This window comes from Desulfosarcina sp. (genome assembly GCF_046496365.1).
Taxonomy (GTDB): Bacteria; Desulfobacterota; Desulfobacteria; order Desulfobacterales; family Desulfosarcinaceae; genus Desulfosarcina.
This window is the reverse complement of the sequence record NZ_JAWOHB010000105.1, coordinates 84200-110669: the sequence shown is the minus strand read 5'-3', so window position 1 is coordinate 110669 and position 26470 is coordinate 84200. Positions and strand designations below refer to the sequence as shown.

General features: G+C 59.3%; 26 protein-coding genes. 25 read left to right on the top strand and 1 reads right to left on the bottom strand.

The features are described from left to right. From R6V78_RS09120 to R6V78_RS09035, 18 genes are all read left to right on the top strand, one after another. Positions 1–627, top strand: a 627-nt coding sequence (locus tag R6V78_RS09120; RefSeq protein ID WP_410289036.1) for an SDR family NAD(P)-dependent oxidoreductase, incomplete at its 5' end; no start/stop codon positions are given. A gap of 84 nt (positions 628–711) precedes the next feature. Beyond that, a complete protein-coding gene (locus R6V78_RS09115) occupies positions 712–1920 on the top strand; it encodes an acetyl-CoA acetyltransferase (protein ID WP_410289035.1) in 1209 nt (402 codons plus the stop codon). A 9-nt stretch (positions 1921–1929) separates the two neighbouring features. Next, complete coding sequence (locus tag R6V78_RS09110) at positions 1930–3072, top strand: acyl-CoA dehydrogenase family protein (RefSeq protein ID WP_410289034.1); 1143 nt, start codon at positions 1930–1932, stop codon at positions 3070–3072. Between the two features lie 229 nt (positions 3073–3301). After that, positions 3302–4438: a CaiB/BaiF CoA transferase family protein gene (locus R6V78_RS09105; RefSeq protein WP_410289033.1), complete on the top strand. Its 1137-nt coding sequence runs from the start codon at positions 3302–3304 to the stop codon at positions 4436–4438. Between the two features lie 481 nt (positions 4439–4919). Further along, a complete protein-coding gene (locus R6V78_RS09100; RefSeq protein WP_410289032.1) occupies positions 4920–5969 on the top strand; it encodes a TRAP transporter substrate-binding protein in 1050 nt (349 codons plus the stop codon). 213 nt (positions 5970–6182) lie between these two features. Then, positions 6183–6692 (top strand): TRAP transporter small permease subunit, encoded by a 510-nt coding sequence (locus tag R6V78_RS09095; protein ID WP_410289031.1) that lies wholly within the window; start codon positions 6183–6185, stop codon positions 6690–6692. Beyond that, positions 6692–8017, top strand: coding sequence for a TRAP transporter large permease subunit (locus R6V78_RS09090; RefSeq protein WP_410289030.1), 1326 nt, complete (start codon positions 6692–6694; stop codon positions 8015–8017). The genes R6V78_RS09095 and R6V78_RS09090 overlap by 1 nt, the downstream gene beginning before the upstream one ends. A gap of 15 nt (positions 8018–8032) precedes the next feature. Then, positions 8033–8326 carry a EutN/CcmL family microcompartment protein gene (locus R6V78_RS09085; RefSeq protein WP_410289029.1) on the top strand — a complete coding sequence of 98 codons (294 nt, stop codon included), beginning with the start codon at positions 8033–8035 and terminating at the stop codon, positions 8324–8326. Positions 8327–8343: 17 nt separating this feature from the next. After that, the gene (locus tag R6V78_RS09080; protein WP_410289028.1) at positions 8344–9822 is read left to right on the top strand and encodes an ethanolamine ammonia-lyase reactivating factor EutA; all 1479 of its coding nucleotides are present in this window, start codon (positions 8344–8346) and stop codon (positions 9820–9822) included. A gap of 69 nt (positions 9823–9891) precedes the next feature. Then, entirely contained in the window at positions 9892–11259 is a 1368-nt protein-coding gene (locus tag R6V78_RS09075) for an ethanolamine ammonia-lyase subunit EutB (RefSeq protein WP_410289027.1), read from the top strand. Positions 11260–11279: 20 nt separating this feature from the next. Next, on the top strand, positions 11280–12209 hold the full coding sequence (gene eutC / locus R6V78_RS09070; RefSeq protein ID WP_410289026.1) for an ethanolamine ammonia-lyase subunit EutC: 930 nt from the start codon (positions 11280–11282) through the stop codon (positions 12207–12209). 95 nt (positions 12210–12304) lie between these two features. After that, positions 12305–12961, top strand: coding sequence for an ethanolamine utilization microcompartment protein EutL (gene eutL, locus R6V78_RS09065; protein WP_410289025.1), 657 nt, complete (start codon positions 12305–12307; stop codon positions 12959–12961). Positions 12962–12989: 28 nt separating this feature from the next. Beyond that, entirely contained in the window at positions 12990–14468 is a 1479-nt protein-coding gene (locus tag R6V78_RS09060; protein ID WP_410289024.1) for an aldehyde dehydrogenase family protein, read from the top strand. Positions 14469–14529: 61 nt separating this feature from the next. Continuing rightward, positions 14530–14832 (top strand): ethanolamine utilization microcompartment protein EutM, encoded by a 303-nt coding sequence (eutM, locus tag R6V78_RS09055; RefSeq protein ID WP_410289040.1) that lies wholly within the window; start codon positions 14530–14532, stop codon positions 14830–14832. A gap of 212 nt (positions 14833–15044) precedes the next feature. Further along, complete coding sequence (eutJ, locus tag R6V78_RS09050; protein WP_410289023.1) at positions 15045–16001, top strand: ethanolamine utilization protein EutJ; 957 nt, start codon at positions 15045–15047, stop codon at positions 15999–16001. After that, complete coding sequence (locus R6V78_RS09045; RefSeq protein ID WP_410289022.1) at positions 15991–16617, top strand: hypothetical protein; 627 nt, start codon at positions 15991–15993, stop codon at positions 16615–16617. The genes eutJ and R6V78_RS09045 overlap by 11 nt, the downstream gene beginning before the upstream one ends. Before the next feature lie 73 nt (positions 16618–16690). Continuing rightward, positions 16691–17104 (top strand): hypothetical protein, encoded by a 414-nt coding sequence (locus R6V78_RS09040; RefSeq protein WP_410289021.1) that lies wholly within the window; start codon positions 16691–16693, stop codon positions 17102–17104. A gap of 151 nt (positions 17105–17255) precedes the next feature. Next, positions 17256–18320, top strand: coding sequence for a sodium:calcium antiporter (locus R6V78_RS09035; protein WP_410289020.1), 1065 nt, complete (start codon positions 17256–17258; stop codon positions 18318–18320). 10 nt (positions 18321–18330) lie between these two features. Here R6V78_RS09035 and R6V78_RS09030 read toward each other — a convergent pair whose 3' ends face one another. Beyond that, entirely contained in the window at positions 18331–19392 is a 1062-nt protein-coding gene (locus R6V78_RS09030) for a 3-oxoacyl-ACP synthase III family protein (RefSeq protein WP_410289019.1), read from the bottom strand. A gap of 227 nt (positions 19393–19619) precedes the next feature. On the opposite strand from R6V78_RS09030, the gene R6V78_RS09025 reads away from it, so the two are divergent. The 7 genes from R6V78_RS09025 to R6V78_RS08995 all read left to right on the top strand — a co-directional run bounded on the left by R6V78_RS09025 (position 19620) and on the right by R6V78_RS08995 (position 26443). Further along, positions 19620–20789, top strand: a complete 1170-nt coding sequence (locus tag R6V78_RS09025) for an acetyl-CoA carboxylase biotin carboxylase subunit family protein (protein ID WP_410289018.1) — start codon at positions 19620–19622, stop codon at positions 20787–20789. Positions 20790–20810: 21 nt separating this feature from the next. After that, on the top strand, positions 20811–21971 hold the full coding sequence (locus R6V78_RS09020; RefSeq protein ID WP_410289017.1) for an acetyl-CoA carboxylase biotin carboxylase subunit family protein: 1161 nt from the start codon (positions 20811–20813) through the stop codon (positions 21969–21971). 9 nt (positions 21972–21980) lie between these two features. Beyond that, entirely contained in the window at positions 21981–22730 is a 750-nt protein-coding gene (locus R6V78_RS09015) for an esterase family protein (RefSeq protein ID WP_410289016.1), read from the top strand. Positions 22731–22982: 252 nt separating this feature from the next. Continuing rightward, positions 22983–24155 (top strand): saccharopine dehydrogenase family protein, encoded by a 1173-nt coding sequence (locus R6V78_RS09010; RefSeq protein ID WP_410289015.1) that lies wholly within the window; start codon positions 22983–22985, stop codon positions 24153–24155. A gap of 60 nt (positions 24156–24215) precedes the next feature. Beyond that, positions 24216–25010 carry an ABC transporter substrate-binding protein gene (locus R6V78_RS09005; protein WP_410289014.1) on the top strand — a complete coding sequence of 265 codons (795 nt, stop codon included), beginning with the start codon at positions 24216–24218 and terminating at the stop codon, positions 25008–25010. A 93-nt stretch (positions 25011–25103) separates the two neighbouring features. After that, positions 25104–25772, top strand: coding sequence for an amino acid ABC transporter permease (locus tag R6V78_RS09000; protein WP_410289013.1), 669 nt, complete (start codon positions 25104–25106; stop codon positions 25770–25772). Between the two features lie 2 nt (positions 25773–25774). Next, complete coding sequence (locus R6V78_RS08995; RefSeq protein ID WP_410289012.1) at positions 25775–26443, top strand: amino acid ABC transporter permease; 669 nt, start codon at positions 25775–25777, stop codon at positions 26441–26443. Positions 26444–26470: the final 27 nt, after the last annotated feature.

Genomic DNA, 26470 nt, shown 5'->3' with positions numbered 1-26470 from the left:
GGCACCGTGGACATCCTGATCAACAACGCCGGCATCCTGCGGGACAGGAGCTTCGCCAAGATGGAACCGGACGTCTGGGACGCCGTCATGGCCGTCCACCTCAACGGCGCCTTCAACGTCACCCGGCCGGCCTTTGCCGTGATGAAGGCCAACGGCTACGGGCGCATCGTCATGACCACCTCGGCTGCCGGCCTTTACGGCAACTTCGGCCAGGCCAACTACGCGGCGGCCAAGATGGCCCTGGTGGGCCTGATGAACACCTTGAAGCTGGAGGGTGAAAAATACGGCATCCGGGTCAATACCGTCGCACCCCTGGCCGCCTCCCGGCTCACCGAAGACATCCTGCCGCCGGACATGTTCCAAAAAATGAAGCCGGAGCTGGTGGCACCCCTGGTGGTCTACCTGTGCAGTGATCGCTGCAGCGAGAACGGCGCCATCTTCAGCACGGGCATGGGATATATCAACCGGGCGGCGGTCATGACCGGACCGGGGGCGGCGATCGGCGGCCGGGAACACCCCCCTTCCCCCGAACTGATCCACGAGAACTGGGACCGGATCGACACCATCGCGGGTGCCAAGGCGCTTCCGGATTTGACTTTTGCGCTCATGGACCTGTTCAAACTTTAAAACCGGTCTCCGATTATTGATGACGCGGCTTCACCGCCTGAACAGACCCACTTCAATATAAACTTGGCGCATAGAGGCATCAGTATGGCAACGGGAATCAAGGACAAAGTGGCCATCATCGGCATGGGGTGCACCCGGTTCGGCGAACGCTGGGAGATGGGTGCCGAAGAACTGATGGTGGAGGCCTTCGAGGAGTGCCTGGCCGACGCGGGCATCGAAAAAAAAGAGATCGACGCCGCCTGGTTCGGGTCGTGCCTGGAGGAGATCAATGTGGGCAAGACCGCCATGCCCTTGTCCACCACCCTGCGGTTGCCCATGATCCCGGTGACCCGGGTGGAGAACTACTGTGCCACTGGCACCGAAGCATTTCGGGGGGCCGTGTATGGGGTGGCATCCGGGGCCTATGACATCTGCCTGGCCCAGGGTGTGGAAAAGCTCAAGGACACCGGCTACGGCGGCTTGCCCAACTTCGGTTCCAACGCCGGAACGCTGGTCTGGCAGTGGTGGCCCAACCTGACGGCCCCGGGCTCCTTCGCGCAGTTGGCCAGCGCCTATGCGGCCAAATACCGGGTCAAGGACCAGGATCTGAAGCGGGCCATGGCCCACGTGTCCGTCAAAAGCCACGCCAACGGCCTGCTCAACCCCAAGGCCCACCTGAGGAAAAAAATCACCGAGGCGCAGGTCATGGCCGCCCCCATCATCGCTCACCCCCTGGGGCTCTTCGACTGCTGCGGGGTCAGCGACGGGTCGGCGTGCGCCATCGTCACCACGCCGGAAATCGCCAGGAGCCTGGGCAAAGTGGACATCGTTTCGGTCAAAGCGCTCCAGCTGGCCCTGAGCTCCGGTGAAGAAATGGGCTACGACGAGTGGGACGGCGACCATTTCATGACCACCACCAGGTGCAGCAAAACGGCTTATGCGGAGGCGGGCATCACCAACCCCCGCGAAGAGATCAGCATGATGGAGGTCCACGACTGCTTCTCCATCACCGAGTTGGTCACCTACGAGGACCTGCACATTTCCGCCCGGGGCAAGGCCGTGCACGATGCGATGGACGGATTCTACGACCTGGACGGCGGCCTGCCCTGCCAGGTGGACGGGGGGCTCAAGTGCTTCGGACACCCCATCGGCGCCTCGGGCCTGCGCATGCTCTACGAAATGTACCTGCAGCTGTTGGGCCGGGCCGGCGAGCGGCAGCTCGCGGACCCGCGCTTCGGGCTTACCCACAACCTGGGTGGATTCCCTTTCCAGAACATCTGCAGCATTGCCATTGTCGGCAGGTATGAAAAATGAGGGCCCACCATGGAGATCCTGACGTATACCCCGGAACATGAGGATTTCAGGCGGCGCCTGAGGTCTTTTTGTGACGCCGAAGTGATCCCCCATGTCAACCAGTGGGAGGCGGATCGCATCGTCCCCAAATCCGTCTGGAAAAAGATGGGCCGAGGCGGCTTCCTGTGCCCGGCCGTGGACCCGAAGTACGGGGGTCTGGGCGGCGACTTCCGCTATTCGGTGATCGTGGCCGAAGAACTCGCCCGCACCGCCCACACGGGTCTGGCCGCAGGTCTGCACAGTGACGTGGTGGTCCCTTATATCGATGCATACGGCAGCGAGGCATTGAAGGCGAAATACCTTCCCGGCTGCATCTCCGGCGAATGCATTACAGCGGTGGGCATGACTGAACCGGACGCGGGCAGCGATCTGGCCGGCATGAAGACCACGGCCGTGGAAGCAGGGGACACTGTGACCATCAACGGCGCCAAGACCTTCATCTCCAACGGCATCAACTGCGATTTGCTGGTTTTCGCCGCAAGGGATCCGGCCGTGGAGAACAAGTATGAAGCCATGTCCCTGTATGTAATCGAAGCCGGCACACCGGGTTTCTCCCGCGGACGGAAGCTGGACAAGATGGGCTGGCACAGCCAGGACACCGCCGAGCTGTATTTCAGCAACTGCCGCATCCCCGTGGGCCACCGGCTGGGAGCAAAAGGCATGGGCTTTCTCATGCTCATGGAAAAACTCCAGCAGGAACGGCTGACCTGTGCCGTTGGAGCGGTGTGCGGGGCCGAAGGCATTCTGGCGTGGACCATGGATTTTTGCCGCAAAACGAACCGTGGCGGCCGCCCCATGTCCAAAGCCCAGGCCGTTCAATTCGAACTGGTGGAGATGGCCGCCGACGTCAAGGTCGGCCGAACCTTCGTGGACAAACTGGTGGCCGACCACATCGAGAAGAAAAACATCGTGGTCGAAACCTCCATGGCCAAGTTCTGGACCACGGACCTGGCCAACCGCACGGCAGACAGGGCCCTGAGCATCCTGGGCGATTTCGGCACCGTGGAGTCCTGCCCGCTGGTGCGCGCCTGGCGGGACGTGCGGGTCATGTCGATTTTCGCCGGCACCAACGAAATCATGAAAGGCATCGCCGCCAAGTTCATGGGATTGTAATTTGTGCCAACTGGCAAAAGTGGGTTCCCGTTGCTTCGACCCTTGACCGTAAACCTTGACGGAGTCGTAAAAAGTCGAAATCTCAGATTTATTGTCATCCTCGCGGAGGCGGGGATCCATAAGTTTCAAATAGTTATAGGTTCCCGCCTTCGCGGGAATGACACATCGGGAACTTTTTACGAGGCCATCAACCTTCGACCGTAAACCTTCAACCGTTGACCGTTCAACTATGAGCCAAACTGGCGCCCTGTCCGGCATCACCGTGATCGACCTGTCTCGCCTGCTGCCGGGACCCTACTGCACCATGATCCTGGCCGACCACGGCGCCCGGGTCATCGCGGTCGAGGACCCGCGCTGCCGGGATCGGGGTGAGTACATTTTTCCTGTCTACCGCAACAAGTCCCACATGAGCCTGAACCTGAAGTCCGCGGCCGGGCGCGAGATCTTTTTCCGATTGATCGAGGATGCGGACGTCATGGTTGAAGGATTCCGGCCGGGTGTGGTGACGCGGCTGGGAGTGGACTACGACGCCGTTTGCCGGGTGAACCCGAAAATCATCTACTGCTCCATCACCGGCTATGGTCAGACCGGCTCCATGCGCCATGCCGCCGGCCACGATGTCAATTACCTGAGCCGCGCGGGCCTGCTGGACCTGATGGGCGAAAAAGACCGGGCACCGACCATTCCCGGCATCCCCATGGCGGATATGGTGGGCGGCGGCATGAACGGGGCCCTGGGCATCGTCATGGCCCTTTACCACCGGCAGCGCTGCGGTGCGGGACAGCATATCGACATCTCCATGACCGACGGCATGCTGGGCCTGCTGCCCACGGTGCAGTTCTTCCAGGCCCTGTTTGGCGCCGAGCAAACCCGCGGGAACGCCTTTCTCTCCCATCGCTACGCCTGCTATAACACCTACGAGACCGCAGACGGCCGCTTTCTCTCCGTGGGTGCGGTGGAAAGCCGCTTCTGGCAGAACCTGTGCCGCCATTTGGGAAAGCCCGAATACGGACCGCTGCAGTATGACGACAACCGCCGGGAGGACCTTATCGCCTTCCTGAGCGAGCAATTCAGACATAAACCGCTCGACGAATGGGAACGCGAACTCCAAGGTCTGGATGTCTGCGTTTCCCCGGTCAGAACCGTGGCCGAAGCCATGCAGGATCCGCTTTTCGAGGTACGGGGGATGGTGTCGTCAACCGGTCGGACGACACCCGTCTTGGGGGTACCGGTGAAGCTGAGTAAAACGCCGGGAGCGGTGCGCACAGCGCCGGCGGCCTTCGGAGAAAACACGGACCAGATTCTCGGAGAACTGGGCTTCAGCGGGGCGGAAATCAAAGCGCTGCGGGGAAATGGGGTTGTCTGAGGCCCTCCCTGAGGCGGCTCTTCTCCTGCGACGGCAAACGCGACGGCCGCCGCGCTCGTTTTTTCCGGGAGCGGGCAAAAGGCATTGACTTGGACTAACGCTGAATTTATAAATGGAGAAACACGCTGGCGTTCGACATTTGCTTGTATTGATCCTTTCATCCAACACTGGCACCCCAGCCTGGATTGGGATTGGTGCCTGCACCTATCAACAACCCTGACCGCAACCAACAGGACCGTCTGATCTCCTCTCCCGGACCAGGTGCCAAGGGCCTGGACGATCGATCAGGCGGATTGAAAGTTAAACGTTGATTGCCTATTCTTCGTTTTCTTGATGCTTCTGACGCCGCCACCTGCCTCTACGCGCGATGATCGTTATGGTGCGGGATCAATCGGAGAGACTTCACGAACGGTTTAACGGGTATCCCATCAGTCGATTTAGAAGGATTTTCACCCCAACCCCACGAAAGGAGTCAGATCGAATGAAAAGACGCGATTTCATTAAAAAGGCAGGAGTAGGGACCGCGGCCGTGGCTGCCACAGCCATCAACGCCCCTTTTGTGCATGCGCAAAAGAAAACCACCATCAAGTGGCGGATGCAGACCTATGCCGGTCCCGCTTTAGCCGAACATGTCATCAAGCCGTCAATCGATGCGTTTAACAAAGCGGCCAATGGAGAGATGGTCATCGAGTTGTACAATGCCGATCAGCTGGTGCCCCACGGTGAGCTTTTCAGGGCCGTCTCCAAGGGGACGATTGACGCCGTTCAAAGCGACGACGATTCAATTGCCGCGCCGGTGGATGTGTCTGTCTTTGCCGCCTATTTTCCCTTTGCATCGCGCTATTCGCTGGATGTCCCCGTGTTGTGGAACTGGTACGGGCTGGACAAAATCTGGGAGGAGGCCTATGCGGAGATACCGGAAGTCACCTGGCTGAGCGCCGGGGCCTGGGACCCATGCAATTTCGCCACCCGCAAGCCGATCCGCCACATGGAGGACTTCAAGGGGCTGAGAATGTATATGTTTCCCACCGGGGGCAAGTTCATGCAGCAATTCGGCGTTGTCCCCATGTCCCTGCCCTATGAGGACGTTCAGATGGCCCTTCAAACCGGCGAACTGGATGGGGTGGCCTGGTCCGGCATCACCGAGGATTATACGGTGGGATGGGCCGACGTCACCAAGTACTATCTGACGAATCCCATATCCGGCGCCTGGGCGGGCTCTTACTTCGCCAACACCAAGAAATGGGAGGCCCTGCCCGAGCATCTCAAGACCCTATTCAAACTCTCAATGGACAGTTCGCACTACTACAGGCAGCATTGGTACTGGTGGGGTGAGGCGCACTACCGCACCAAGGGAGGCAAACTGGAGCTCACCTCCATTCCCAAAGAGGAATGGAAGGTCGTGGAAGACGCCGCCCTGAAATACTGGGACGAGATTGCCGCCAAGAGCCCCAGGAATGCCAAAGTGGTCAATATCCTCAAGGAATACGCCAAAACCATGGAAGCCGCCGGCCCACCCTACCGGTACTGATAGAACCGGTCCCAGGCCGTTGGTATAGCATGGCGGGTTTGGCCTTCCCTGTCACGACGCTGATCGGGATGGGGAAGGCCAAACCGCTGCAAATGTGTTGAAAAACAGGGTCGGTAAAGGCCGGACGAGGCTGTGGGCTTTGATCACCGCACAACGCGTATTCCCAGCATGGTCCGGTGATTCGAAACCGCATACCCAGGCAGAGGGGTCGTTATGCCCAAAGCAATCAAGTGCTTCGTGAACTATGTGGATGCAACCAACAAGGTGGTCGGCAAATTCTCCCAGTACCTGGTCTTCGTCATGATGGGCGTGCTGCTGTTCGAATCCATCTCCAGGACGCTCTTTAATCAGCCCCACATATGGGTCGTGGAGATCGCGCAGTTTACCATGGCCGCGTATTACCTGCTCGGCGGCGGCTACTCCATGATCCTCGACGGCCATGTCAGAATGGATCTCCTCTACGGCCGCTGGTCACCGAAGAGACGGGCGGTCGTCGACATGCTTACCGCCATCGTCCTGATCTTCTACCTGGTGCTTCTGCTTTACGGCGCCATTTCCAGCCTTGAGTATGCCCTGCGATACAAGCAGGTGAATTATACCTCATGGGCCCCGCCGCTGGCCCCCATCAAGATCATCATGACCATCGGAATTGTGTTGATGCTGCTGCAGTCGATCGCCATTTTCTTCAAGGACCTGGCAACGGCCAGAGGGGAGTCGCTTTAATGAGCCATGAACTGATCGCGCTGCTGATATTCACCTCCATGCTGCTCATGCTGCTCACCGGACAGCGCGTCTTCGCCGCCATCGGGGGTGTCGCCGCCCTTTTCGCCCTGCTCCTGTGGGGCGAGGGAGGCATAGAGATGCCCTTCAACGCCAGCTTCGTTTTGTTGAATTGGTACCCGCTCCTGACCTTACCGTTGTTCATCTATATGGGATACATGTTTTCTGAGTCGGGCATCGCCAGCGACCTCTACCGCATGTTTCATGTCTGGATGGGCCCTCTCGACGGGGGGCTGGCCATCGGAACGATCGGCCTGATGACCGCCGTGGCGGCCATGAACGGGCTGAGTGTCGCCGGCATGGCCATCGGCGCCAGTATTGCCATGCCGGAAATGCTCAAGCGTAAATATGACAAGGTCATGGTCACCGGCGTCATCCAGGCGGGCAGTTCCCTGGGCATCATGGTCCCGCCCAGCGTCGTTCTGGTTCTCTATGGAATGATCGCCCGGCAAAATGTGGGCCGGCTTTGGCTGGCCGGTGTTTTCCCCGGCCTCCTCCTGGCAGCCCTGTTTATCGCCTACATTACGATTCGATGCAAAATGAACCCGCAGCTGGGACCGGCGCTGCCTCTGCAGGAGCGGCGGCTAATCAGCTGGGGAGAGCGGTTCCGGCTGCTCCGGGCGGGAATCATTCCCCTGGTTATTATTTTTTCCATGACGGGGCTGTTCCTGCTGGGGGTAACCAGCCTGGTCGAGTGTTCAGCGGCGGGTGCGGCCGCAACGACCCTCGCCGCCGTTTTCAGAGGCCGCTTTAACCGGGAGGTGTTGGAAAACACCCTGCGCAACACGCTGAGCGTGAGCTGCATGTTCATGTGGGTCATCCTGGCGGCCCTCTGCTTCGGCGCCGTCTTCGACGGCCTCGGTGCCGTGCATGCGATCAAGTCTCTGTTTCTTGACCGCTGGGGACTCAGCCCGTGGGGCGTGCTGGTCATGATGCAGCTTTCCTACATCCTGATGGGCATGTTTCTGGACGATACGGCCATGCTGATCATTGTCGCCCCCCTTTATGTTCCCCTGGTGATCAACCTGGGCTTCGACCCGATCTGGTACGGCGTCCTTTACACGATCACCTGCCAGATTGCTTACATGACACCGCCCTTCGGCTATAACCTGTTTCTGATGAAGGCCATGGCACCGCCGGAGGTAACCCTGATGGACATCTACAACTCGATCGTACCCTTTGTGTTGGTGATGATTCTCGGTTTGGCCATCGTCATCATATTTCCCCAGATCGCCCTGTGGCTGCCTGATTTATATTTTGGAAAATAAAAAAGGATTCATGTTATGCTCATCGCACGGGTAACAGGACTGGTCGTTGCGACCATGAAGCACGAATCGCTGGTCGGCAGTAAGCTTCTCATTGTTCGGGAAGCCGACGCTGCCGGAAAATCGGTGGGCCGACCCATGGTTGCCGTCGACGCGGTGGACGCCGGGGAGGGGGACCTGGTGCTGGTGACTCAGGGGTCCGGAGCACGCCGGACGGATATCACCCTCGACCGGCCGGTGGACAATGTCATCATGGCCATCGTCGACACCTTGCAGTCGAACGGCAAGGTGACCTTTCGCAAGGGTCGTTAAACGGATAGCTGCTGCCGATGCGCAAAGAGACCCATGAAATGCTCAGCGTTGGAATTGACGTGGGCACCACGACAACCCAGGTTGTCTTTTCCAGATTGACGCTGGCCGGGGAGGTCATGGGCGGTTCGACGCCCCTGGCCCGATCGCCGCTAAACCTGCAGCGCACAGCCGGCATCGTCGACAAGGTGGTGGTCTACCGCAGTGGCATGCATTTGACCCCCTTGGAAGGGCCGGAGGCCATCGATGCAGCCGCGCTGGAACAGATTCTGCGTCAGGAGTACCGGCAAGCCGGCATTGCCCCCGAACAGGTCGAGACCGGCGCGGTAATTATTACCGGCGAAACCGCTAAAAAACGCAACGCCGATGTCATTTTGGACACACTCTCCGCCCTGGCGGGAGACTTTGTGGTCACCGTGGCCGGACCGCACCTGGAGTCGATGATCTCCGGAAAAGGTTCGGGGGCCGAAACGTTTTCCCGGGAGCACTTCACCACCGCCACCAACGTGGACATCGGCGGTGGCTCCGCCAACTGCGCCATTTTCCGTCAGGGCAGGATGATTGCGGACGCGGCAATGAACTATGGCGGACGCATTCTGGAAATAGACCCGTCCAGCGGGCAGATCGGGCACATCGCCGAACCGGCCCGGATCCTCATCGATCATCTGGGTCTGCCATTGTCGATCGGCGTGAAACCGAACCTGGAACAATTGCGTGCGCTGACCGATTGTATGGCTGACCTGACCGTTGAATTGATCGAAGGGCGCTGCAGCCCGCTGGCCAGGCAATTGATGCTGACCGATCCGTCATCTGAGTCGGGGAAAAACACCACCGTATTCTTTTCGGGCGGCATCGGGCACTACATCTATGCGCCGATTGCGATCAATGCCACGCAGGATGTGACCGTGCATGGGGACATCGGGCCTCTGCTGGCGGAATCGATCCGCCTGCACCCCGGTCTGGAAAATTACGACATTCGCAGGCCGCCTGAAACCCTGCAGGCTACCGTCATGGGCGCCAGTTCACAGACCGTCACCCTGAGCGGAAGCACCATCTGGGCCGAAGATGACATTCTGCCCATCCGAAATGTACCGGTAATTCGGCCGCGTTGGCCGCAGATCCCGCCATCGCGCCAACAGGTGTCCACGGCGGTGCGCGATGCGGTCGACCGATGGGACGTCGCGCCGACCGGCACCCAGTTTGCGATCGCCCTGGAACTCTCCTGGAGTCTCGATTTTGCGTGTCTGACGGCACTGGCCGGCGGCCTGGCTGATTTCACGGCGGCAAATCCGGCAACCGACCAGCCGCTGATCATCATCATCGAGCACGACTACGCCCGCGTTTTGGGACAGACATTGAAGAATCGGATGCCGGATCGCCCGCTGCTGGTCATCGACCAGGTGGGACTGAGCGAAGGCGATTATATTGATATCGGACGCCCGGTGCTGGACGGCCGGGCCGTGCCGTTGAGCGTCAAGACACTGATCTTTTACCATTAGGCCTTCAAGGGGACGTTGCCGTCCATCGTCGGTGCAGATCGACCCGTCTGCCATCAAGGAAAATCGTACATGCTGCTGCGAACCAAGCTATTTGGCAAAACCATCGAATTCAGAAGTGTCCGAGAGTTGATGGGCAAGGCCAACGAACCGAAATCCGGTGATGAACTGGCTGGGTTGGCAGCCACATCGATCGCTGAACGGGTAGCCGCCAAATACGTCCTGGCCGAGGTCACCCTGGAGACCCTGCGGGCCAACCCGGCGGTGCCTTACGACCGGGACGAAGTCACACGGGTGATCGACGACGCCGTCAACGAAACGATTTACAATGAGATCAAGGGCTGGACGGTCGGGGATTTCAGGGAGTGGCTGCTCGCGGACAACACCACGGCTGAGATGATCCGCCGGGTTAGCAACGCCCTGACCGGAGAGATGGTGGCGGCGGTGACCAAACTGATGTCCAATCTCGACCTGATCTACGCCGCCAAAAAAATCCGGGTCACCTCCCACTGCGTCAATACCGCCGGGCTTCCCGGAACCCTGGCCAGCCGCTGCCAGCCCAATCACCCCGTAGACAGCCCCGAGGGTATTCGCGCCGCCATCTACGAAGGCCTTTCCTATGGTTCCGGTGACAGCGTCATCGGCATCAACCCGGTGGATGACAGTCTGAGCAGTGTGGCGCGGTTGCTCGATATGACCTATGATATCATCCGAACCTGGCAGGTTCCCACCCAGAACTGCCTGCTGTCCCATGTCACCACCCAGATGCAGGCCATGAAAAAGGGGGCGCCGGTGGGCCTGGTGTTTCAGAGTCTGTCCGGTTCGCAAATGGGCAATCAAAGTTTCGGCATCGATGTGGGCATGCTGGACGAGGCCTATGCCATGGCTCAGAAATACTGTTGGCCAACGGGCCCCAACTACATGTACTTTGAATCGGGTCAGGGATCCGCACTTTCGGCAGACGCACACAACGGCTGGGACCAGCTGACCCTGGAGGCCCGGATTTACGGATTGGCCAAGCGCTGGAAGCCCTATCAGGTCAACACCGTTGTGGGGTTTATCGGCCCGGAATATCTGTACGACGCCATCCAGATCACCCGGGCCGGACTGGAAGACCATTTCATGGGCAAGCTGACCGGCATCCCCATGGGCTGCGACGCCTGTTACACCAACCACGCCCGCGCGACCCAGAACGACATCGAGAATCTGGCGGTTCTGCTCACTGCGGCCGGGTGCAATTATTTCATGGGAGTGCCCATGGGCGATGACGCCATGCTGGCTTACCAGTGCACCAGCTTTCATGACGCCCCCTCGCTGCGGCAGACATTGGGATTGCGACCGCTGCCGGAGTTTGAGGCCTGGATGGAAGATCTGGGCCTGATGAGAAATGGCCTGCTCACCGACAAGGCCGGTGATCCGTCATTTTTCCTGAGCCGCTAGCCAAAACAGGAACATTAGCCATGCAGGAACGGGACATTCAAGCCATCATCGAAGCCGTACTGGCAGAGATTGAAGATTCTTCGCGTCAAGCCACGGGGAGTCCGGTCACTTCAACGGTTCAAAACGCCGCCGGGACAACGGTCGAGACCGATCGACCCGACGGTGGCGGTTCTGACGGCCTGCGGATCGATCTGGACGACCCCACCCTGCCGGCGGCCCGCCAACGACCCGGAATTGAAAAGCCGATCCATCCAGATGGATTGCGCGCCCTGATGGCGGCCACCCCGGCCCGTATCGGCGTGGGCCGCAGTGGACCCCGACCACGAACGGCCGCCAGCCTGCTTTTCCTGGCCGACCATGGCGTCACCCAGGACGCCCTGATGCACGCGGTTGACGCCAACCTCCTCGAGGAGCTGGGCCTTTTCAGTGTCGAGAGCCAGGCCGCGGACCGCCAGACCTATCTGAAGCGGCCAGACATGGGACGCAGGCTGACCGAAGCGTCCAAGGCGATTCTGCGCGATCGCTGCACCAAAAACCCCGACGTGCAGATTTTTGTCGGCGACGGCCTCAGCGGGGCAGCCATCGATCATAACCTGCGGCAGATCATGCCCGTTCTCCAACAGGGTCTGAACAGCGCGGGGTTGTCGATGGGCACACCCTTTTTTGTTAAGAACGCCCGGGTCGGATTGCTCAACGACGTAAACAGCATTATTGACGCCAAGGTTTGCGCCATCCTGATCGGGGAGCGACCGGGCCTTGCCCGTGCACAAAGCATGAGCATATACGTGGGATACCGTCCCCAACCGGACGCGACCGACGCCAACCGGGATGCGATCTGCAACATCTATGCAGGCGGCCTCAACCCGCTGGAAGCCGGCGCCCATGCGGTCCAGCTCATCCAGACAATGATCAGGGACAAGACCAGCGGTGTTGAACGCAACAGGGTGTAGCGCCGCAAGCGAAAACGGAACCTTCTGAAATGTTGATGAACGGGTAAAAAGCGTCTCGGTCGGCGCCGTCAAATAGTGATCAACGGGTAAACCCTATGGCCATACTGGATCCAATCAAACCGCAGGTATTGTCGGTCAGGATCATTCCCAATGTTGACCGTGGTTTTGCGCAGAAATTGAAGCTGCGTGCAGATCAGCGCAGTCTGGGGTTGATCACCTGCAATATTGACGACGCACTGTATGTTTCCATCGATGAAGGCACAAAGATGGCCGATGTGGAGGTCGTGTACGCCAAATCGTTTTATGCCGGCGCCGCCCATGCCTCCGGACCGCTGTCCGGTGAGATCATCGCCATTTTTGCGGGGCCGGACCCGGCCGAGGTGCGTGCGGCGTTGGCCGCAACCCGGGCCTACGCGGAAAATCAGGCCTGGTTTTTCGCCGCCGATGAAGCCGGGTCCAACGCTTTTTTTGCCCACACGATCTCCCGCACCGGGTCCTATTTATCACAGCTGGCCGACATCCCCAAAGGCGAGCCGCTGGCTTACCTGATCGCCTGCCCCCTGGAGGCCACTTTCGGCCTTGACGCGGCGTTGAAGGCAGCCGATGTGAAATTGAAGGTCTGGTTCGAGCCGCCATCGGAAACCAACTTTTCCGGTGGTTTGCTGACCGGCAGCCAGAGCGCCTGCAAAGCCGCCTGCGAGGCATTCCGGGATGCAGTGCTGGACGTCGCCAACAACCCTATTACGCGCTAGGCTTTCAGGACAAGTGTAAGGAGATGGCATGACTCAAGGTTTCGATAAAGACCTGACATCGATCCAGGAAGCGCGACGGTTGATCGAAAGCTGTTACACGGCTCAGGAGAAATTTATCGATTTCAGCCAGCAGCAGGTCGATCGCGTCTGCGAGGCCATGGCCGATGCAGCTTATCAAGCGGCAGAGCGTCTGGGGCGCATGGCGACCGAAGAGACCGGTTTCGGCGTCCCCCGACACAAGACGCTTAAAAATCAGCTGGCCAGCCGGGGGGTGTGGGAATCCATCAAAGCGGTCAAGACCGTCGGCGTGATCCGTGAGGACAAGACTGCCGGTATCGTCGAAATCGGCTGGCCCATGGGGGTTGTGGCGGCGCTGAGTCCCAGCACCAACCCAACCTCCACCCTGATCCACAACACCCTGATTGCGGTCAAAGCCCGCAACGGGGTTGTCAATGCCCCACACCCGTCGTCCTGGCGATGCTGCCTGGAAGCCACGCGGGTAATTGCGGACGCCGGCGAGGCGGCGGGCATGCCGTCGGGCCTGGTCGGCTGCATGTCCAGCATTTCTCTTCCCGGCACCCAGGCGCTGATGCGGCACGAGAAAACCGCCGTGATCCTGGCTACGGGTGGATCGGACATGGTTCGTGCGGCCCACAGCATGGGCAAGCCGGCCTACGGGGTCGGCCCCGGCAACGTCCCCTGCTATGTCGATCGCAGCGCCGACGCCAAATCGGCGGCGTCTTTGATCGTATCCAGCAAAGCCTTTGACAATTCGGTCATCTGCGCAACGGAGCAGGCGGTGGTGGCAGACAAACCCATTGCCGCCGCCTTGCGCACCGAGATGGCGCGCCTGGGCGCCTATTTCGTCGATCCGACCCAGGCGGCGGCCTTGAGCCGGGTACTTTTCTTTGCCAACGGCGCCATCAATCCCCGCAGCGTCGGCCAGACGCCGCAATCGCTGGCCCGCATGGCCGACATCCGCATCCCCGAAAACACCCGCATCCTGGTTGCCCCATTAAACCGCGTGGGCGCGGATGAACCGCTCTCCGGGGAAAAACTGACTACGGTTCTGGGCTGGTACGAGGTCGATGGCTGGGAGGCGGGCTGTGAACGCTGCATCGAATTAATCCACTTCGGCGGACGGGGACACAGCCTGGTGATCCATGCCGCCGATGAAGGCGTCATCATGGAATTCGGTCTCAAGAAACCCGTATTTCGCCTTCTGGTGAACACCATGGGAACCCTGGGGTCGGTGGGAGTGACCACCGGGCTGATGCCTGCCCTGACCCTGGGATCGGGTGGAATCGGCGGCGCCATCAGCGGTGATAACATTACCACCGGCCACCTGCTCAACATCAAAAGGCTGGCTTACCAGATAAACCCCCCGCCGGCCCAGGCGATGGTCGGTGCGGCAGCGGTTCAACCGGCCGCAAGGGATCTGGATCCGGCTGAATTAAAAGCCATTGTACGGGCGGTGATCGAGGAGTTGGTCCGTCATGGCGAGTAGACAAAATCGAAAAAATAAAACCAACGCCCCAAAACAAAAGGAGAAGCGCACGATGGTTGACATTCAAATGATTGCTCTGGGAATGGTCGAAAGCAAAGGCTTGATTGGCGCCATAGAGGCCGCCGACGCCATGGTCAAAGCCGCAAACGTTCATCTCATCGGCAGCGAGTACATCGGTGGCGGATATGTCACCGTCATGGTGCGCGGGGATGTGGGTGCCGTTAAAGCAGCCACCGATGCCGGCGCCGCAGCGGCCAAGCGCGTGGGCGAACTGGTTTCGGTCCATGTGATCCCCCGCCCCCACAGCGATGTGGAGATCATCCTGCCCAAGGAGACCAAGGGCGGTTTCGGCAGGAAGGCCTAAGCATCGTCAGACTAAGCGGCAGGGAAGAACCCCATGGGCCATTATTTCAGCGGTGATGTCATTTTCATCCCCGGCGAAGCGGCACATGTTAAGGCTTCCCCGGATTTGCCAGGGTCTTGCCGGTCGCCTTTCCGGTGGACTGCGGGGCTCGGCAACCCAGGCGATGCGGATAAAAGCGCCCGGCCGGATGCAGGCGCATTGGAGCAAACTCAGTGAATCCAGTCCTCGACACATTTTTAGCCAAGGCCTATGCCGTCATGCAAGGCGACCCCGTTCAACCGGCTGGCGATTCAGGTCGGGACCGGACCGATTCGGCGCATGCGGCGCAAACAGGGACAAAGGACATTCTGCCCCATTTGCAGGTGACGGAGAAGGCCCTTTTCCGGGATGGTCCACCACCTCGGGTGCATTGCGGCGTTGACCTGGGCACGGCATATACGGTGCTGGTCGTACTCGATGCGCACCTGCAGCCGCTGGCGGGTGAGTACCGCTTCGCTCAAATTGTCCGCGATGGACTGGTGGTCGACTACCACGGTGCGATCAGCCTGGTGCAGGAATTAAAGCGCAACGTAGAAAGGCGGATCGGCTTCCAGCTGCATTCGGCGGCGACCACCTTTCCGCCGGGGGTTTCAATCAACGAGGTCAGGGCAACCCAGCATATTGTCAGGGCGGCCGGTTTTGAATGCGAGCAGACCATCGACGAACCCACTGCGGCCAATGCGGTCCTGCAGGTGAGAAACGGTGCGGTCGTCGATGTCGGCGGAGGAACCACGGGCATCGCCATTTTCCGGGAGGGAGAGGTGATCTACACGGCTGACGAGCCGACCGGGGGCACGCATTTTTCGCTGGTAATCGCCGGAGCCCTTGGGATTGAATTTGAGCAGGCGGAGGAAATCAAAAAAAACGGCCAGAATTACCAGCGGCTCTTTCCAATCGTGCGTCCGGTGATGGAGAAGGTTGGAACCATCGTGGCCCGGCACGTGGCGGCGCATGCGGTGGAGGCCATTTACCTGGTTGGCGGCACGGCCTGTTTTCCCGGCATCGACAAGGTGGTGCAACAAGTGACCGGCATCAAAACGGCCATTCCCGGGTTTCCCCTGTTTGTGACGCCGCTGGGCACGGCAATGTATAACACTCCAGAAAAATATGAGGTTAATTATGGCCGATGAATTTCAATTGCGCGTGTATTGCTACCTGGACCGGACCCAACCCCAATACGCCGCCTTCGTGGGCACCGTCACCCAGGGCGACCTGATGGTGGAAGGCATGGCCTCGTTGTATATCGAAGTGGCCCCCGGCAACGAGGTCTTTCGTCTGGTGGACATTGCTGTCAAGGCTACCGAAGCCCGGCCCGGCGCACAGGTTGTCGAGCGGGAATTCGGTATGTTCGAAATCCACTCCCTCTCCCAGCAGGCCGTGATCGAGGCCGGTGCCATGGTGCTGGATCGGTTGAATCTGGAAGAGACCGGCCGGGTAAAACCGTTTGTGGCTTCGGTCCAACTGATTACCAATGTGGATCCCTACCAGGCGCAGCTGCTCAACCGTTTCCGGCGGGGCAGCATGCTCGTGGCCGGCGAAACCCTGCTGGTGCTGGAGGTGGCTCCGGCAGCCTACATCAACATCGCGGCCAACGAGGCGGAGAAACGGGCCAACATCAAGTTGATTCACATTTCATCCGTGGGCCGTTTTGGCCGCATGTGGATGTGCGGTACCGAGGCTGAGATGGTCACCGCCAAAATGGCGGCCATCGCAGCGATCGAAAGCATTCAGGGGCGAAAAGACTAGCACGCCTTTCAAAATGTGGCGTCGTTGATTCGCTGGATACCCAAATTGCAGGCTGCTGTATGGGGGGCAGAGCATGAAACAATTCTACACCGTTCGCGATATAGAAGATATGCACGCATCTGGCGTAACGCAGATCGACATCCACGATGATGTCGTACTGACCGACGTGGCCCGTGAAAAAGCCATTGCACTGGGAATGCAGCTTATTCCGATGGAGCCAGCCGATAACAGCCGCCAGGGACCGGCAATGCCACGGATGGCCGGCGGCTCCCGGACGAAAACCGGGTCTTCCGCCCCCGGCGCCTTGCCTTCCCGCCCTGTCGAAACAACGGCCTCCCACGCCCTGCCCCAGGCAACGCAGGTTGCCGCCCAGAACGACCCGGTCCAGAAAATCAAAGCGGCTGTCGTGGCGCGTTTGGGCACGGACAAATACAACCAGCTGCTGGACAAAATCATTCCCCAGGTGATGTCCCAACTTAAAAAGTAGCTTTCGGTTCAACAATCCGGTGGCCGAGGGCCATTAAACGGGCATCGGCCGTCACCCCTCTTTTAACCCCATGCCCGCTGTACAAGGATTGCTGTCAGCCGAAACCAGCGCTTTGCCATCTGGCTGGTAAGGATCACACGAAGGAGTTTGGATGGAACACTCGCTTTGGGAATGGTTTGTGAGCGAATCGCTGCTGCACGATTGGGTGGCTGGGTTGCCCACGATCGTACTGCTCGGATTAATCGTCGTCTGTATTCTTTTCTTGTCCAAAGGCGCAGACTGGATGATCGACGGTGTGGTGGACCTGGCGGAGCGCACCGGGCTGCCGCGGATCGTCATCGGGGCGACCATCGTTTCTCTGGGGACGACCACACCCGAGGCAATTGTCTCGGTAATGGCTGCCTGGATGGGCAACTCCGGCCTGGCCTTGGGCAACGGCGTGGGTTCGATCATCGCAGATACCGGACTGATTTTTGGCCTGACCTGCATCCTGGCGACAGTTCCGGTCAACCGTTTCATACTGAACCGCACCGGCTGGGTGCAGGTGGGCTCGGCGACACTGCTGGTGGTCATATCGGTGGTCTTGTTGTTGACGTCCAGCGGAGAACCGGTGATCGGCCGGTCCATCGGCATCGGCCTGCTCTGTCTTTTGGCCGTTTATCTTTATGTTACCTACAGCTGGGCCAGATCCGGCGGTCGATCGGCATTGGAGGGTGAACTGAAGCGGTTGAGTCAGCCCCGGGATGTCTGGATCTGCTGGGCCATGATCGCCGGCGGCCTCTTTCTGGTGATCATGAGCGCGCGCATCCTGGTGCCGAGCGCCTCTGAAATTGCAGCCCGCATGGGGGTCCCCGAGGATGTCATCGCCGCCACCATGGTTGCCTTCGGCACCTCGCTGCCTGAATTGATGACCGCCATCGCCGCCCTGCGCAAAGGCCATCCCGAAATCACCGTGGGCAATGTGGTCGGCGCCGATGTGCTCAACTGCCTGTTTGTCATCGGTGCGGCAGCCACGGCCCGGCCCCTGGCCATTCCGCCCAACTTCTTTTACTTCCACTTCCCGACCATGCTGATCATCCTCTGGTCGTTCAGAGCCTTCATCTCAATGAACAAGGCGGGCAGTTTCCGGCGCTGGCAGGGGGTCTGGCTGTTGTCGGTCTATGGCGTTTACGTGATTCTTCAATATGCACTCAATGTGGGCGGTGCTCACGGATAACATCAGCGGATCATGGCAGGCGGTAGACCATGGCGTTGATGTTCATTCCCGCGCCGACCGATGCGAGTACGATCACATCGCCGGAGGACACCTGGTGGCCGTCCAGTTGCGCCTTCATCAGCAAGTCCAGCAGGGTGGGGATGGTCGCCACAGAACTGTTGCCGGCCCAGTGGATGATCATGGGCATGATGTCCTGCGGAATCGGCTGGACCCCGCAAAGTTGAAATAATCGCGTCAGGATGGCGTGATCCATTTTGGCATTGGCCTGGTGCATCAAAATCTTCTTGACGTCGGTGAGCATCAGCCCGGCCTTGTCCAGGGACTGCTTCACCACCAGGGGAACGGTTTTCAGCGCATATTTGTAGATGTCATGGCCGTCCATCTTGATGAAAAGGTCGTCTCCCTGGCGATCCGGGTGGTAGGTTTTCCCCATTCGCAGCAGCCAGACCTTGTCGAACGCGTCCGTGCGGGTGATGTGGGACAGGATACCGGCATCGAATTCGGATGCCTCCAGAACCGTGGCTCCCGCACCATCGGCAAAAATCATGCAATCGACGTCGTGGGGATCCGAAATCCGCGAGAGGACTTCGGCGCCGATAACCAGGGCCCGCCTGGCGTCTCCCGAACGGATGTAGTAATCGGCCATGATCATGCCCTGGAGCCAGCCGGGGCAGCCGAAGGGGATATCGTAGGCCACCGTGTAGGGATTCTTGATCTGAAGCCGGTGTTTGACCCGTGATGCAATGGTGGGCACCATATCCGTACGCAGGTTGTCGGACCGGGTGTCCCCGAAGTTCTGGGCGACGATAATGTAGTCCAGACTCTCCTTGTCGATGCCTTCCAGCGCCTTGAGGGCCGCCTCGAAGGCCATGTCGGTGGTGGTCAGCGCGTCGCTGACATACCGGCGCTCACGGATACCGGTGATGTTGTACAGTTTTTCAATAATTTCAGGATTGGGCTTTTGCAGCCGCACGCCGTCGGCCCCATAGAATTCGCTGCTCAGAAAGTGGGTATTGGATACCGTCTCGGGCGGGATGTAGCATCCTGTAGACACAATTATCGACCTGATCATTTTTCCCTCATTGAATGAGTCATAAAGGAGGTAATATAAAACAAGATCCGTCGATGTTCAAGTATCCACCCGGAATCGGCATTCACGGTGAACCGGGATCCGTTGTGCCAGACGGATCGCGCTTGCAAACCCTTTGTTTTAAGCCCATAATGGCGCCATGGGTCATCGATGATGCCGGCCCGGCCCCTGGTGACGAAACCACTGTCTGTGTCGATGCGAGGCGTAGCATGGATCTGCTCTATCTTTCCCCTGATTTTCCGCCAAACTACGCCAACTTCGTCCTCCAACTGGAAAAGCATGGTGTCGATGTGTGGGCGCTGGGCGAGGCTGACTTCACCAGCATGCCTGCCCCCCTCCGAAAGGCCGTTCGATATTACGTGCGCACCGATCTCACTTCAAAGGAATCGGTGGATCGCGCATTAGAGGAACTCCTCTGCGCGAAAACGGCGCTGGGAACGCCCAGGCGGTTCGACGTGGTCGAATCCCACAATGAAATCTGGCTGGGCCTCGAGGCGCACATCAACCGGATGCTCGACATTCCCGGGATCCGACCGGCGGACCTGGATCGCATCAAAAAGAAATCCGAAATGAAGCGGCAATTTCGCGCCAGCGGCCTCACCACTGCCCGTGGCGAACGGTTAACGGGCAGGGCACACGGACTGGCACTGGCCAAAATCATCGGCTTCCCCCTGATCCTCAAACCGGATGAGGGAGTAGGGGCCGGAAACATCCATAAGGTGGCCGATCAGGCCCAGCTTGAAGCCTTGCTGCCCAACCTGGGAACAGACTACTTCATGGAGGCATTTGTCGACGCCCCCATCGTCAGCTACGACGGGCTGACGGATTGGCATGGCAGCGTACGCTTCGAAAACTCCCTGACTTACGGCGACGGCGTGCTGGACTATGTCCACGGGAAGGACACCTTCTTCTACGTTGAACGCGATATTCCCGGAGCGCTGCGCGACATTGGGCTTCAGTTGGTCAGGGACTTCGGCATCCGCCGGAAATTCTTCCACTTCGAGTTCTTTTGCCTGGGAGACCTCTACATGCCCATCGAAATCAATTGCCGCCCCCCCGGGGGTGCCATCCTTGACATGATGAACTACAGTGTCGATGATGACCTTTATGCCGCCTATGCCCACATGATCACCGGACAGGGCCGGGTAGCCATGACCCCGGAAAAAAAGTATTTTTGTGCTTACGTGGGCCGGCGCGACCGGAATTATGTGTTCCGACATGACCAGTTGTTGCAGCGGTTGGGCGGCGCACTGGTGGAGTTCGGTGAAAATCCGCCCGTTTTCCGTTCAGCAATGAGCCGCCACCGCTACATCATCCGCTCACCTGACCGGAAACAGCTGCTGAAAATGGCCCGCGAGATCCAACTGACCCATTCTTAACCGTTTGTAGAAGGGCTGAACATGAACCTGGTCTATCTGTCCCCCAATTTTCCCCACCACTACCATCAATTCTGCAAAAATCTGAAACTGCTTGGCGTTAATGTGCTGGGCGTCGGCGACGCACCCTTCGATGAACTCGACCCGATGGTCAAAGACGCCCTGACCGAATATTACCGGTTGACGGATATGCACGACTACGATCAGCTGGTGCGTGCCTGCGGCTACTACACCCACCGTTACGGCAAAATCGACCGTTGCGAATCCCTAAACGAGTATTGGCTGGCCACCGAAGCACGCATCCGTGACGATTTCAACATCACCGGCATTCGTGGCCGCGGCATCGACTTCATCAAGCGCAAATCCATGATGAAAGGCCGTTTCCAGTCTGCCGGGATCCCCGTGGCTGTGGGCCGGGTGGTCTCCACCGTCGACGAGGCCAGGGGCCTGGTCAAGATTACCGGATATCCGGTGGTAGCCAAGCCCGATGCCGGTGTCGGCGCCCTGGATACGTTCCGCCTGGACAATGCGGCCGACCTCGAGGCCTTTTTCTGCGCCAAACCCGCAGAAGACTACATTATGGAAGAATTCATCGTGGGCAGGATTGTCTCCTTCGATGGCCTGGCTGATGCAGACGGCAACCTGGTTTTTTTTACCGCCCACCGGTTCAGCCAGGGCATCATGGAAACCGTCAACCAGGCCCGGCACATTCACTACACATCCCTGCGTGACATCCCGCCGGCCTTGGAGAAGGCCGGACGCCGGTGCGTCCAGGCGTTCGATGTCCGCGAGCGGTTCTTTCATATCGAGTTCTTCGAAACCGCCCCGGGGAAATATGTGGCCCTTGAAGTGAACATGCGCCCGCCGGGGGGCTTCACCACAGACATGTTCAACTTCGCCTGCGACATCGATGTTTACCACCTGTGGGCCCAGGTGATGGTCAATGGCCGGACGGAGCTGGACTATCGCCGCAGATACCACTGCTGCTATGCCAGCCGTAAAAATCGCTATGACTACCGCAACAGCCATGACCAGGTGATGGAAAAATACAGACCATTCATGGTCCAGGCGGCCAGTGTACCGGGGGTGTTCAGCAGCGCCCTGGGTGATTTCGGCTATATCTTCCGATCGCCAGACATGGAGCAGATTGACGAGATCGTCGGCTATATTCAGGCAACCAAATAGAGGTCCATGATGCATATCGAAGAACACCGCTGGCACAGCCCCCACCTCGACCGGGATATGGCCGTCAGGGTCTACGGACACTGGGGGCAGCCCTATGTCGTATTCCCCTGCTCCCGGGGCCGTTACTACGATTACGAAGGCATGGGCATGGTGGCGGCCATTGCTCCGTTCATCGACGGCGGCCGTGTCAAGCTGTTCTGTGTCGACAGCATCGATGCGTACTCCTGGTATGATTTCAACGCGCCACCGGCCGAACGCAACGCCCGTCATGAACGCTATGACCGGTACATCACCGGGGAGGTGGTCCCTTTCGTGCGCAGCCACTGCAACGATGAGGATCTGCGGATCATGACCAACGGCTGCAGCATGGGCGCCTTGCATGCGCTCAATTTTTTTCTTCGCCACCCGGACCTGTTTTCCGGCACCATCGCGCTGAGCGGGCTTTACCGGCTGGATCGGCCGGAGTTCGGCAACAGTGCCGATGATCTGGGCGCCGTCTACTTCAACTCACCGGTCAACTACCTGCCCGGACTCACCGATCCCTGGTATCTGCGCCGCTACCAGGAAAGCACCATCATCATTGGCGTCGGTCAGGGGGCCTGGGAAGAGGCGGCCATCGAAGATACCCGTTCCTTGGACGCTATCTTCCGGGAAAAGGGCATCGGCGCCTGGATCGACTACTGGGGCCATGATGTCAATCACGACTGGCCCTGGTGGTACAAGCAGATGAACTATTTCCTGGGTCGGCTGTATGGATAGCCGTTTCCAGGGTATCGGCCGGGTGGCTCACTGTGAGACATTCGTGGTGATGCGCGCCAGCCGAAAATGGATGCGCAGCCCCGACGGGCTGGATGACTGGTAACAGGTGCCGCCGATCCTGAGCAGGCCGGGGCGTGGCGGCGGCTTAAATCTTCAAGGACCGGCAGCCGCGGCAAGGATTGCGCGGACATCCGGGGAGAGCGCGAGAATTTCGCGATTGATCAACCCACTTAAAACAGGAGTGTACAAACCGTGAAAGTATTGGTATTGGGAGGTTGTGGGATCCAGGGGAAAACCGCCGTTTTTGATCTGGCCGGGAGTACGGACGTCGAGCGCGTGATCTGTGCCGACGTCAACCTCGAGGGAATCAAGGCGATCGCGGGTTTCATCGACATGACCAAGGTCCACACCGCAGCCCTGGACGCCGGCGACCCGGCGAGCCTGGACCGTCTTTTCGGGCAGGCCGATGTGGTGATTGATCTGCTCCCCCGGCAGTTCATGGAAGCGGTCTGCCAGGCGGCCATCCGCTGCGGTGTCAGTGTGGTTAACACCAACTACGCCTACCCCATCGCGGGCTTAAACGACAGCGCCCGCGACGCAGGGGTGGCCATCATGCCCGAATGCGGGCTGGACCCGGGAATCGATCTGGTGCTTTACGGCGAAGCCGGACGCCGCTTTGATGAACTCAACGTGATCAACTCATACTGCGGCGGATTCCCGGAGCGCGAAGCCTGCGACAACCCCTTGAACTACAAGGTGTCGTGGGTTTTCGAAGGGGTGCTTGCCTCCACCAAACGGGACGGCAGGCTCATACGCCAGGGCACGGTCATCGACATCCCCGGTGCCCGCCAGCACGATCCGGACTACATCCACACGGTGGTGTTTCCCGGCCTGGGGACGCTGGAGGCCATCCCCAACGGCGATGCCGTTTTTTTCACCGATGCCCTGGGGGTGACGCCGACGATCCGTGAAACCGGCCGCTACTCGCTGCGCTGGCCCGGCTGGAGCGCCTTCTGGCGTCCTTTGAAACAACTGGGTTTTTTAAGCGAGGATCCCGTGGCCGGCCTCGCCTGCCCGGTTTCCCCCTACCAGATGATGGACAAGCTGTTGGGGCCTCAACTCCAGTATAAACACACGGAAAAAGACCTGGTGGCCATGCTCAACGTATTCGAGGGCAAGCAGGGCGGCAGACAGGTTCGTTCAATCAGCCGGCTGCTCATCCAGCGGAATCTGGAGACGGGCCTCATGGCCATGGCCCAGGGCGTCGGCTACCCGGCCAGCATCGTCGCCCAGATGCTTGCCAGGGGGGAAATTGTCGAAAAAGGCATCCTGTCGCCGATGAAACACATTCCCTACACCGCTTTTATCGACGCATTGCGGTCCCGCGGAATCATCGTCGACGAAGAGAAGATCACGCTGGCGTAAATGCAGCCTTGGCTGTTTGGTAAAATCTACAACACCGGAAGTTAAAAAAAGGAGGAAGTGATGAAAAAAAGAGTTCTGGCAGTACTGCTGGCATTGACCATGATCATGACCGGAACTGCGATGGCCAACACCCTCGCGGACATTGTCCAGCGTGGCGAGTTGCGCGTGGCCGTGCAGTCCGGTGCCGCCCCCTATGCCTTTGTGGACAAGAACGGGGACCACACCGGTTCCATGGTGGATTTCGCCAAGGACATGGCCGACCGCATGGGCGTCAAGCTCAAGATCCTGGACTTTGACTGGGACGGGCTGATCCCGGCGCTGCTTTCCGGCAAGGCGGACATTCTGGCTGCAGACATGACCCCCACCCTCAAGCGCCACCTTAAAATCACCTTCTGCGACCCGTGGTATTACGTACAACCCTGCGTGTTCACGACAAACGACGCCACCTTTCTGAAGCCGGAAGACGTGAACAAACCGGACGTCACCGTGGGCGTCCTGCTGGGCTCCACCGGAGAGACCATCGCCAAGCAATATCTGCCCAACGCCCAGATCAAGACCTACAAGGGCGGCGGCCGCATGATCGTTCAGGCCCTTTTGGCCGGCCACGTGGATGCAGGCGTCAACGACGACCTGGCCGTGCTGACCGTGCTGCCCGACTTCCCCCCGAAGTCGGTGCGGTTGCTGGATCGCCGACTGGGCCAGGGCAAAGATCCCCTGGCTTTTGCCGTGCGCCATGAGTCGGTGAACCTGTGGCAGTGGATCAATCTATACTTTGCGTTCGCCCGCAGCGACGGCTCCTACGACAAAAACATCAAGTACTGGATGGAATCCACGGACTGGAAAAAGGACCACTAGTCCGACCACACGGTGTCTGTAAACCCAGCGTCCGATCACACCATGGGAAGAGGGGCCCCCCTCTTCCCATGCAAAACCATCCAAGGATAACTGATGCTCGAAGGGTTTAATTTCAGAGTCATCTGGGAGTATATGCCGTTTTTTATGGAAGGGCTGCGCAACACCTTCCTGATATCCATCGTCTCACTCTTTCTGGCCCTGATTACCGGGATCATCGCCTGCGCCTGCAGGCTCTCCCGGTGGCGGCTGGTAAGGGGCCTGTCCATCGCCTACATCGAATCCATCCGCTCCACCCCGTTGCTGGTTCAGATCTACTTCCTCTATTTCGGTCTGCCCACCCTGGGCCTGCGCGTGCCGGAGCTGCAGACGGGCATCATCGCCCTGATGCTCAACAGCGGGGCCTATATCGCCGAGATTGTCCGCGCGGGGATGACCTCGGTGCCCAACGGCCAGATCGAAGCGGGAATTTCGTCGGGGCTGAATTATTTCCAGCGCATGCGCTTCATCATCCTGCCCCAGGCGCTGGGGGTGACGGTGCCGCCGTTGCTGGGCCAGGCCATCGTGCTGGTCAAGGACTCGGCCCTGCTCTCCCTGATCTCGGTCATGGAACTGACCCGCGTCGGGCAGACGCTCACCTCGGAACGCTTCATGCCCTCGGAGGCCTTTTTCACCGTGGCCTTCTTTTACCTGTGCATCTACTTCGTGCTGAAATCCCTGGCCGACTGGTCACAGAAAAAGCTCATCTTCAGGGAGGCCTACTGACCATGATGCTATTCTACTTTCAGCGGCTGGTCGAAATCCTGCCTTTTTTTCTCAAGGGACTGTGGATGACCGTTGCCGTGTCGGGCATCAGCCTGGTCATGGGGACGATATTCGGATTGATCCTGGGCATCCTGCGCGCCTCCAAAAGCAAGCTTTTGGTCGCCGTAATCGGTGCCTATGTGGCCGTCATCCGCGGAACGCCCTTCGTGGTGCAGATCTTCATCGTCTTTTTCATCTTTCCGGAATGGGGCATTCAATTGGATGCCTTTCCGGCGGCGATCCTCGCTTTGACGATCCTGGGTACCGCTTTTATCTGTGAAATCGTGGCCGGCGGGATCAAGGCCGTCCCCATTGGCCAGTGGGAAGCGGCGGCATCATCGGGCCTGACCGTTTACCAGCAGCTGCGCCACGTGATCCTGCCCCAGAGCCTGCAGACCATCCTGCCGCCCCTGGTGGGTCAGTATGTGCTGCTGATCAAGGACTCCTCGGTCGTGTCGGTCATCGGCGTGGTGGAGTTGACCCGCGTGGGATGGGTGACCGTGGTGCGGATTCCCGAAGGCTTGATGGTTTTCTCATTGGTGGGTATTCTCTATTTTGCCATTTCCTATCCCCTGATCCGGCTCAGCAACCAGCTGGAAAAGAAAATGGCCACCCAGCAGGTGATGATTTAACGGATGTTTCAGCGGAAATCGGGAAGA

Bases quoted from the DNA above. Each gene is read 5' to 3' on its own strand.
- R6V78_RS09115 (WP_410289035.1), top strand. From the start codon at position 712: ATGGCAACGGGAATCAAGGACAAAGTGGCCATCATCGGCATGGGGTGC.
- R6V78_RS09110 (WP_410289034.1), top strand. From the start codon at position 1,930: ATGGAGATCCTGACGTATACCCCGGAACATGAGGATTTCAGGCGGCGC.
- R6V78_RS09105 (WP_410289033.1), top strand. From the start codon at position 3,302: ATGAGCCAAACTGGCGCCCTGTCCGGCATCACCGTGATCGACCTGTCT.
- R6V78_RS09100 (WP_410289032.1), top strand. From the start codon at position 4,920: ATGAAAAGACGCGATTTCATTAAAAAGGCAGGAGTAGGGACCGCGGCC.
- R6V78_RS09095 (WP_410289031.1), top strand. From the start codon at position 6,183: ATGCCCAAAGCAATCAAGTGCTTCGTGAACTATGTGGATGCAACCAAC.
- R6V78_RS09090 (WP_410289030.1), top strand. From the start codon at position 6,692: ATGAGCCATGAACTGATCGCGCTGCTGATATTCACCTCCATGCTGCTC.
- R6V78_RS09085 (WP_410289029.1), top strand. From the start codon at position 8,033: ATGCTCATCGCACGGGTAACAGGACTGGTCGTTGCGACCATGAAGCAC.
- R6V78_RS09080 (WP_410289028.1), top strand. From the start codon at position 8,344: ATGCGCAAAGAGACCCATGAAATGCTCAGCGTTGGAATTGACGTGGGC.
- R6V78_RS09075 (WP_410289027.1), top strand. From the start codon at position 9,892: ATGCTGCTGCGAACCAAGCTATTTGGCAAAACCATCGAATTCAGAAGT.
- eutC (WP_410289026.1), top strand. From the start codon at position 11,280: ATGCAGGAACGGGACATTCAAGCCATCATCGAAGCCGTACTGGCAGAG.
- eutL (WP_410289025.1), top strand. From the start codon at position 12,305: ATGGCCATACTGGATCCAATCAAACCGCAGGTATTGTCGGTCAGGATC.
- R6V78_RS09060 (WP_410289024.1), top strand. From the start codon at position 12,990: ATGACTCAAGGTTTCGATAAAGACCTGACATCGATCCAGGAAGCGCGA.
- R6V78_RS09045 (WP_410289022.1), top strand. From the start codon at position 15,991: ATGGCCGATGAATTTCAATTGCGCGTGTATTGCTACCTGGACCGGACC.
- R6V78_RS09040 (WP_410289021.1), top strand. From the start codon at position 16,691: ATGAAACAATTCTACACCGTTCGCGATATAGAAGATATGCACGCATCT.
- R6V78_RS09035 (WP_410289020.1), top strand. From the start codon at position 17,256: ATGGAACACTCGCTTTGGGAATGGTTTGTGAGCGAATCGCTGCTGCAC.
- R6V78_RS09030 (WP_410289019.1), bottom strand. From the start codon at position 19,392: ATGATCAGGTCGATAATTGTGTCTACAGGATGCTACATCCCGCCCGAG.
- R6V78_RS09025 (WP_410289018.1), top strand. From the start codon at position 19,620: ATGGATCTGCTCTATCTTTCCCCTGATTTTCCGCCAAACTACGCCAAC.
- R6V78_RS09020 (WP_410289017.1), top strand. From the start codon at position 20,811: ATGAACCTGGTCTATCTGTCCCCCAATTTTCCCCACCACTACCATCAA.
- R6V78_RS09015 (WP_410289016.1), top strand. From the start codon at position 21,981: ATGCATATCGAAGAACACCGCTGGCACAGCCCCCACCTCGACCGGGAT.
- R6V78_RS09005 (WP_410289014.1), top strand. From the start codon at position 24,216: ATGAAAAAAAGAGTTCTGGCAGTACTGCTGGCATTGACCATGATCATG.
- R6V78_RS09000 (WP_410289013.1), top strand. From the start codon at position 25,104: ATGCTCGAAGGGTTTAATTTCAGAGTCATCTGGGAGTATATGCCGTTT.
- R6V78_RS08995 (WP_410289012.1), top strand. From the start codon at position 25,775: ATGATGCTATTCTACTTTCAGCGGCTGGTCGAAATCCTGCCTTTTTTT.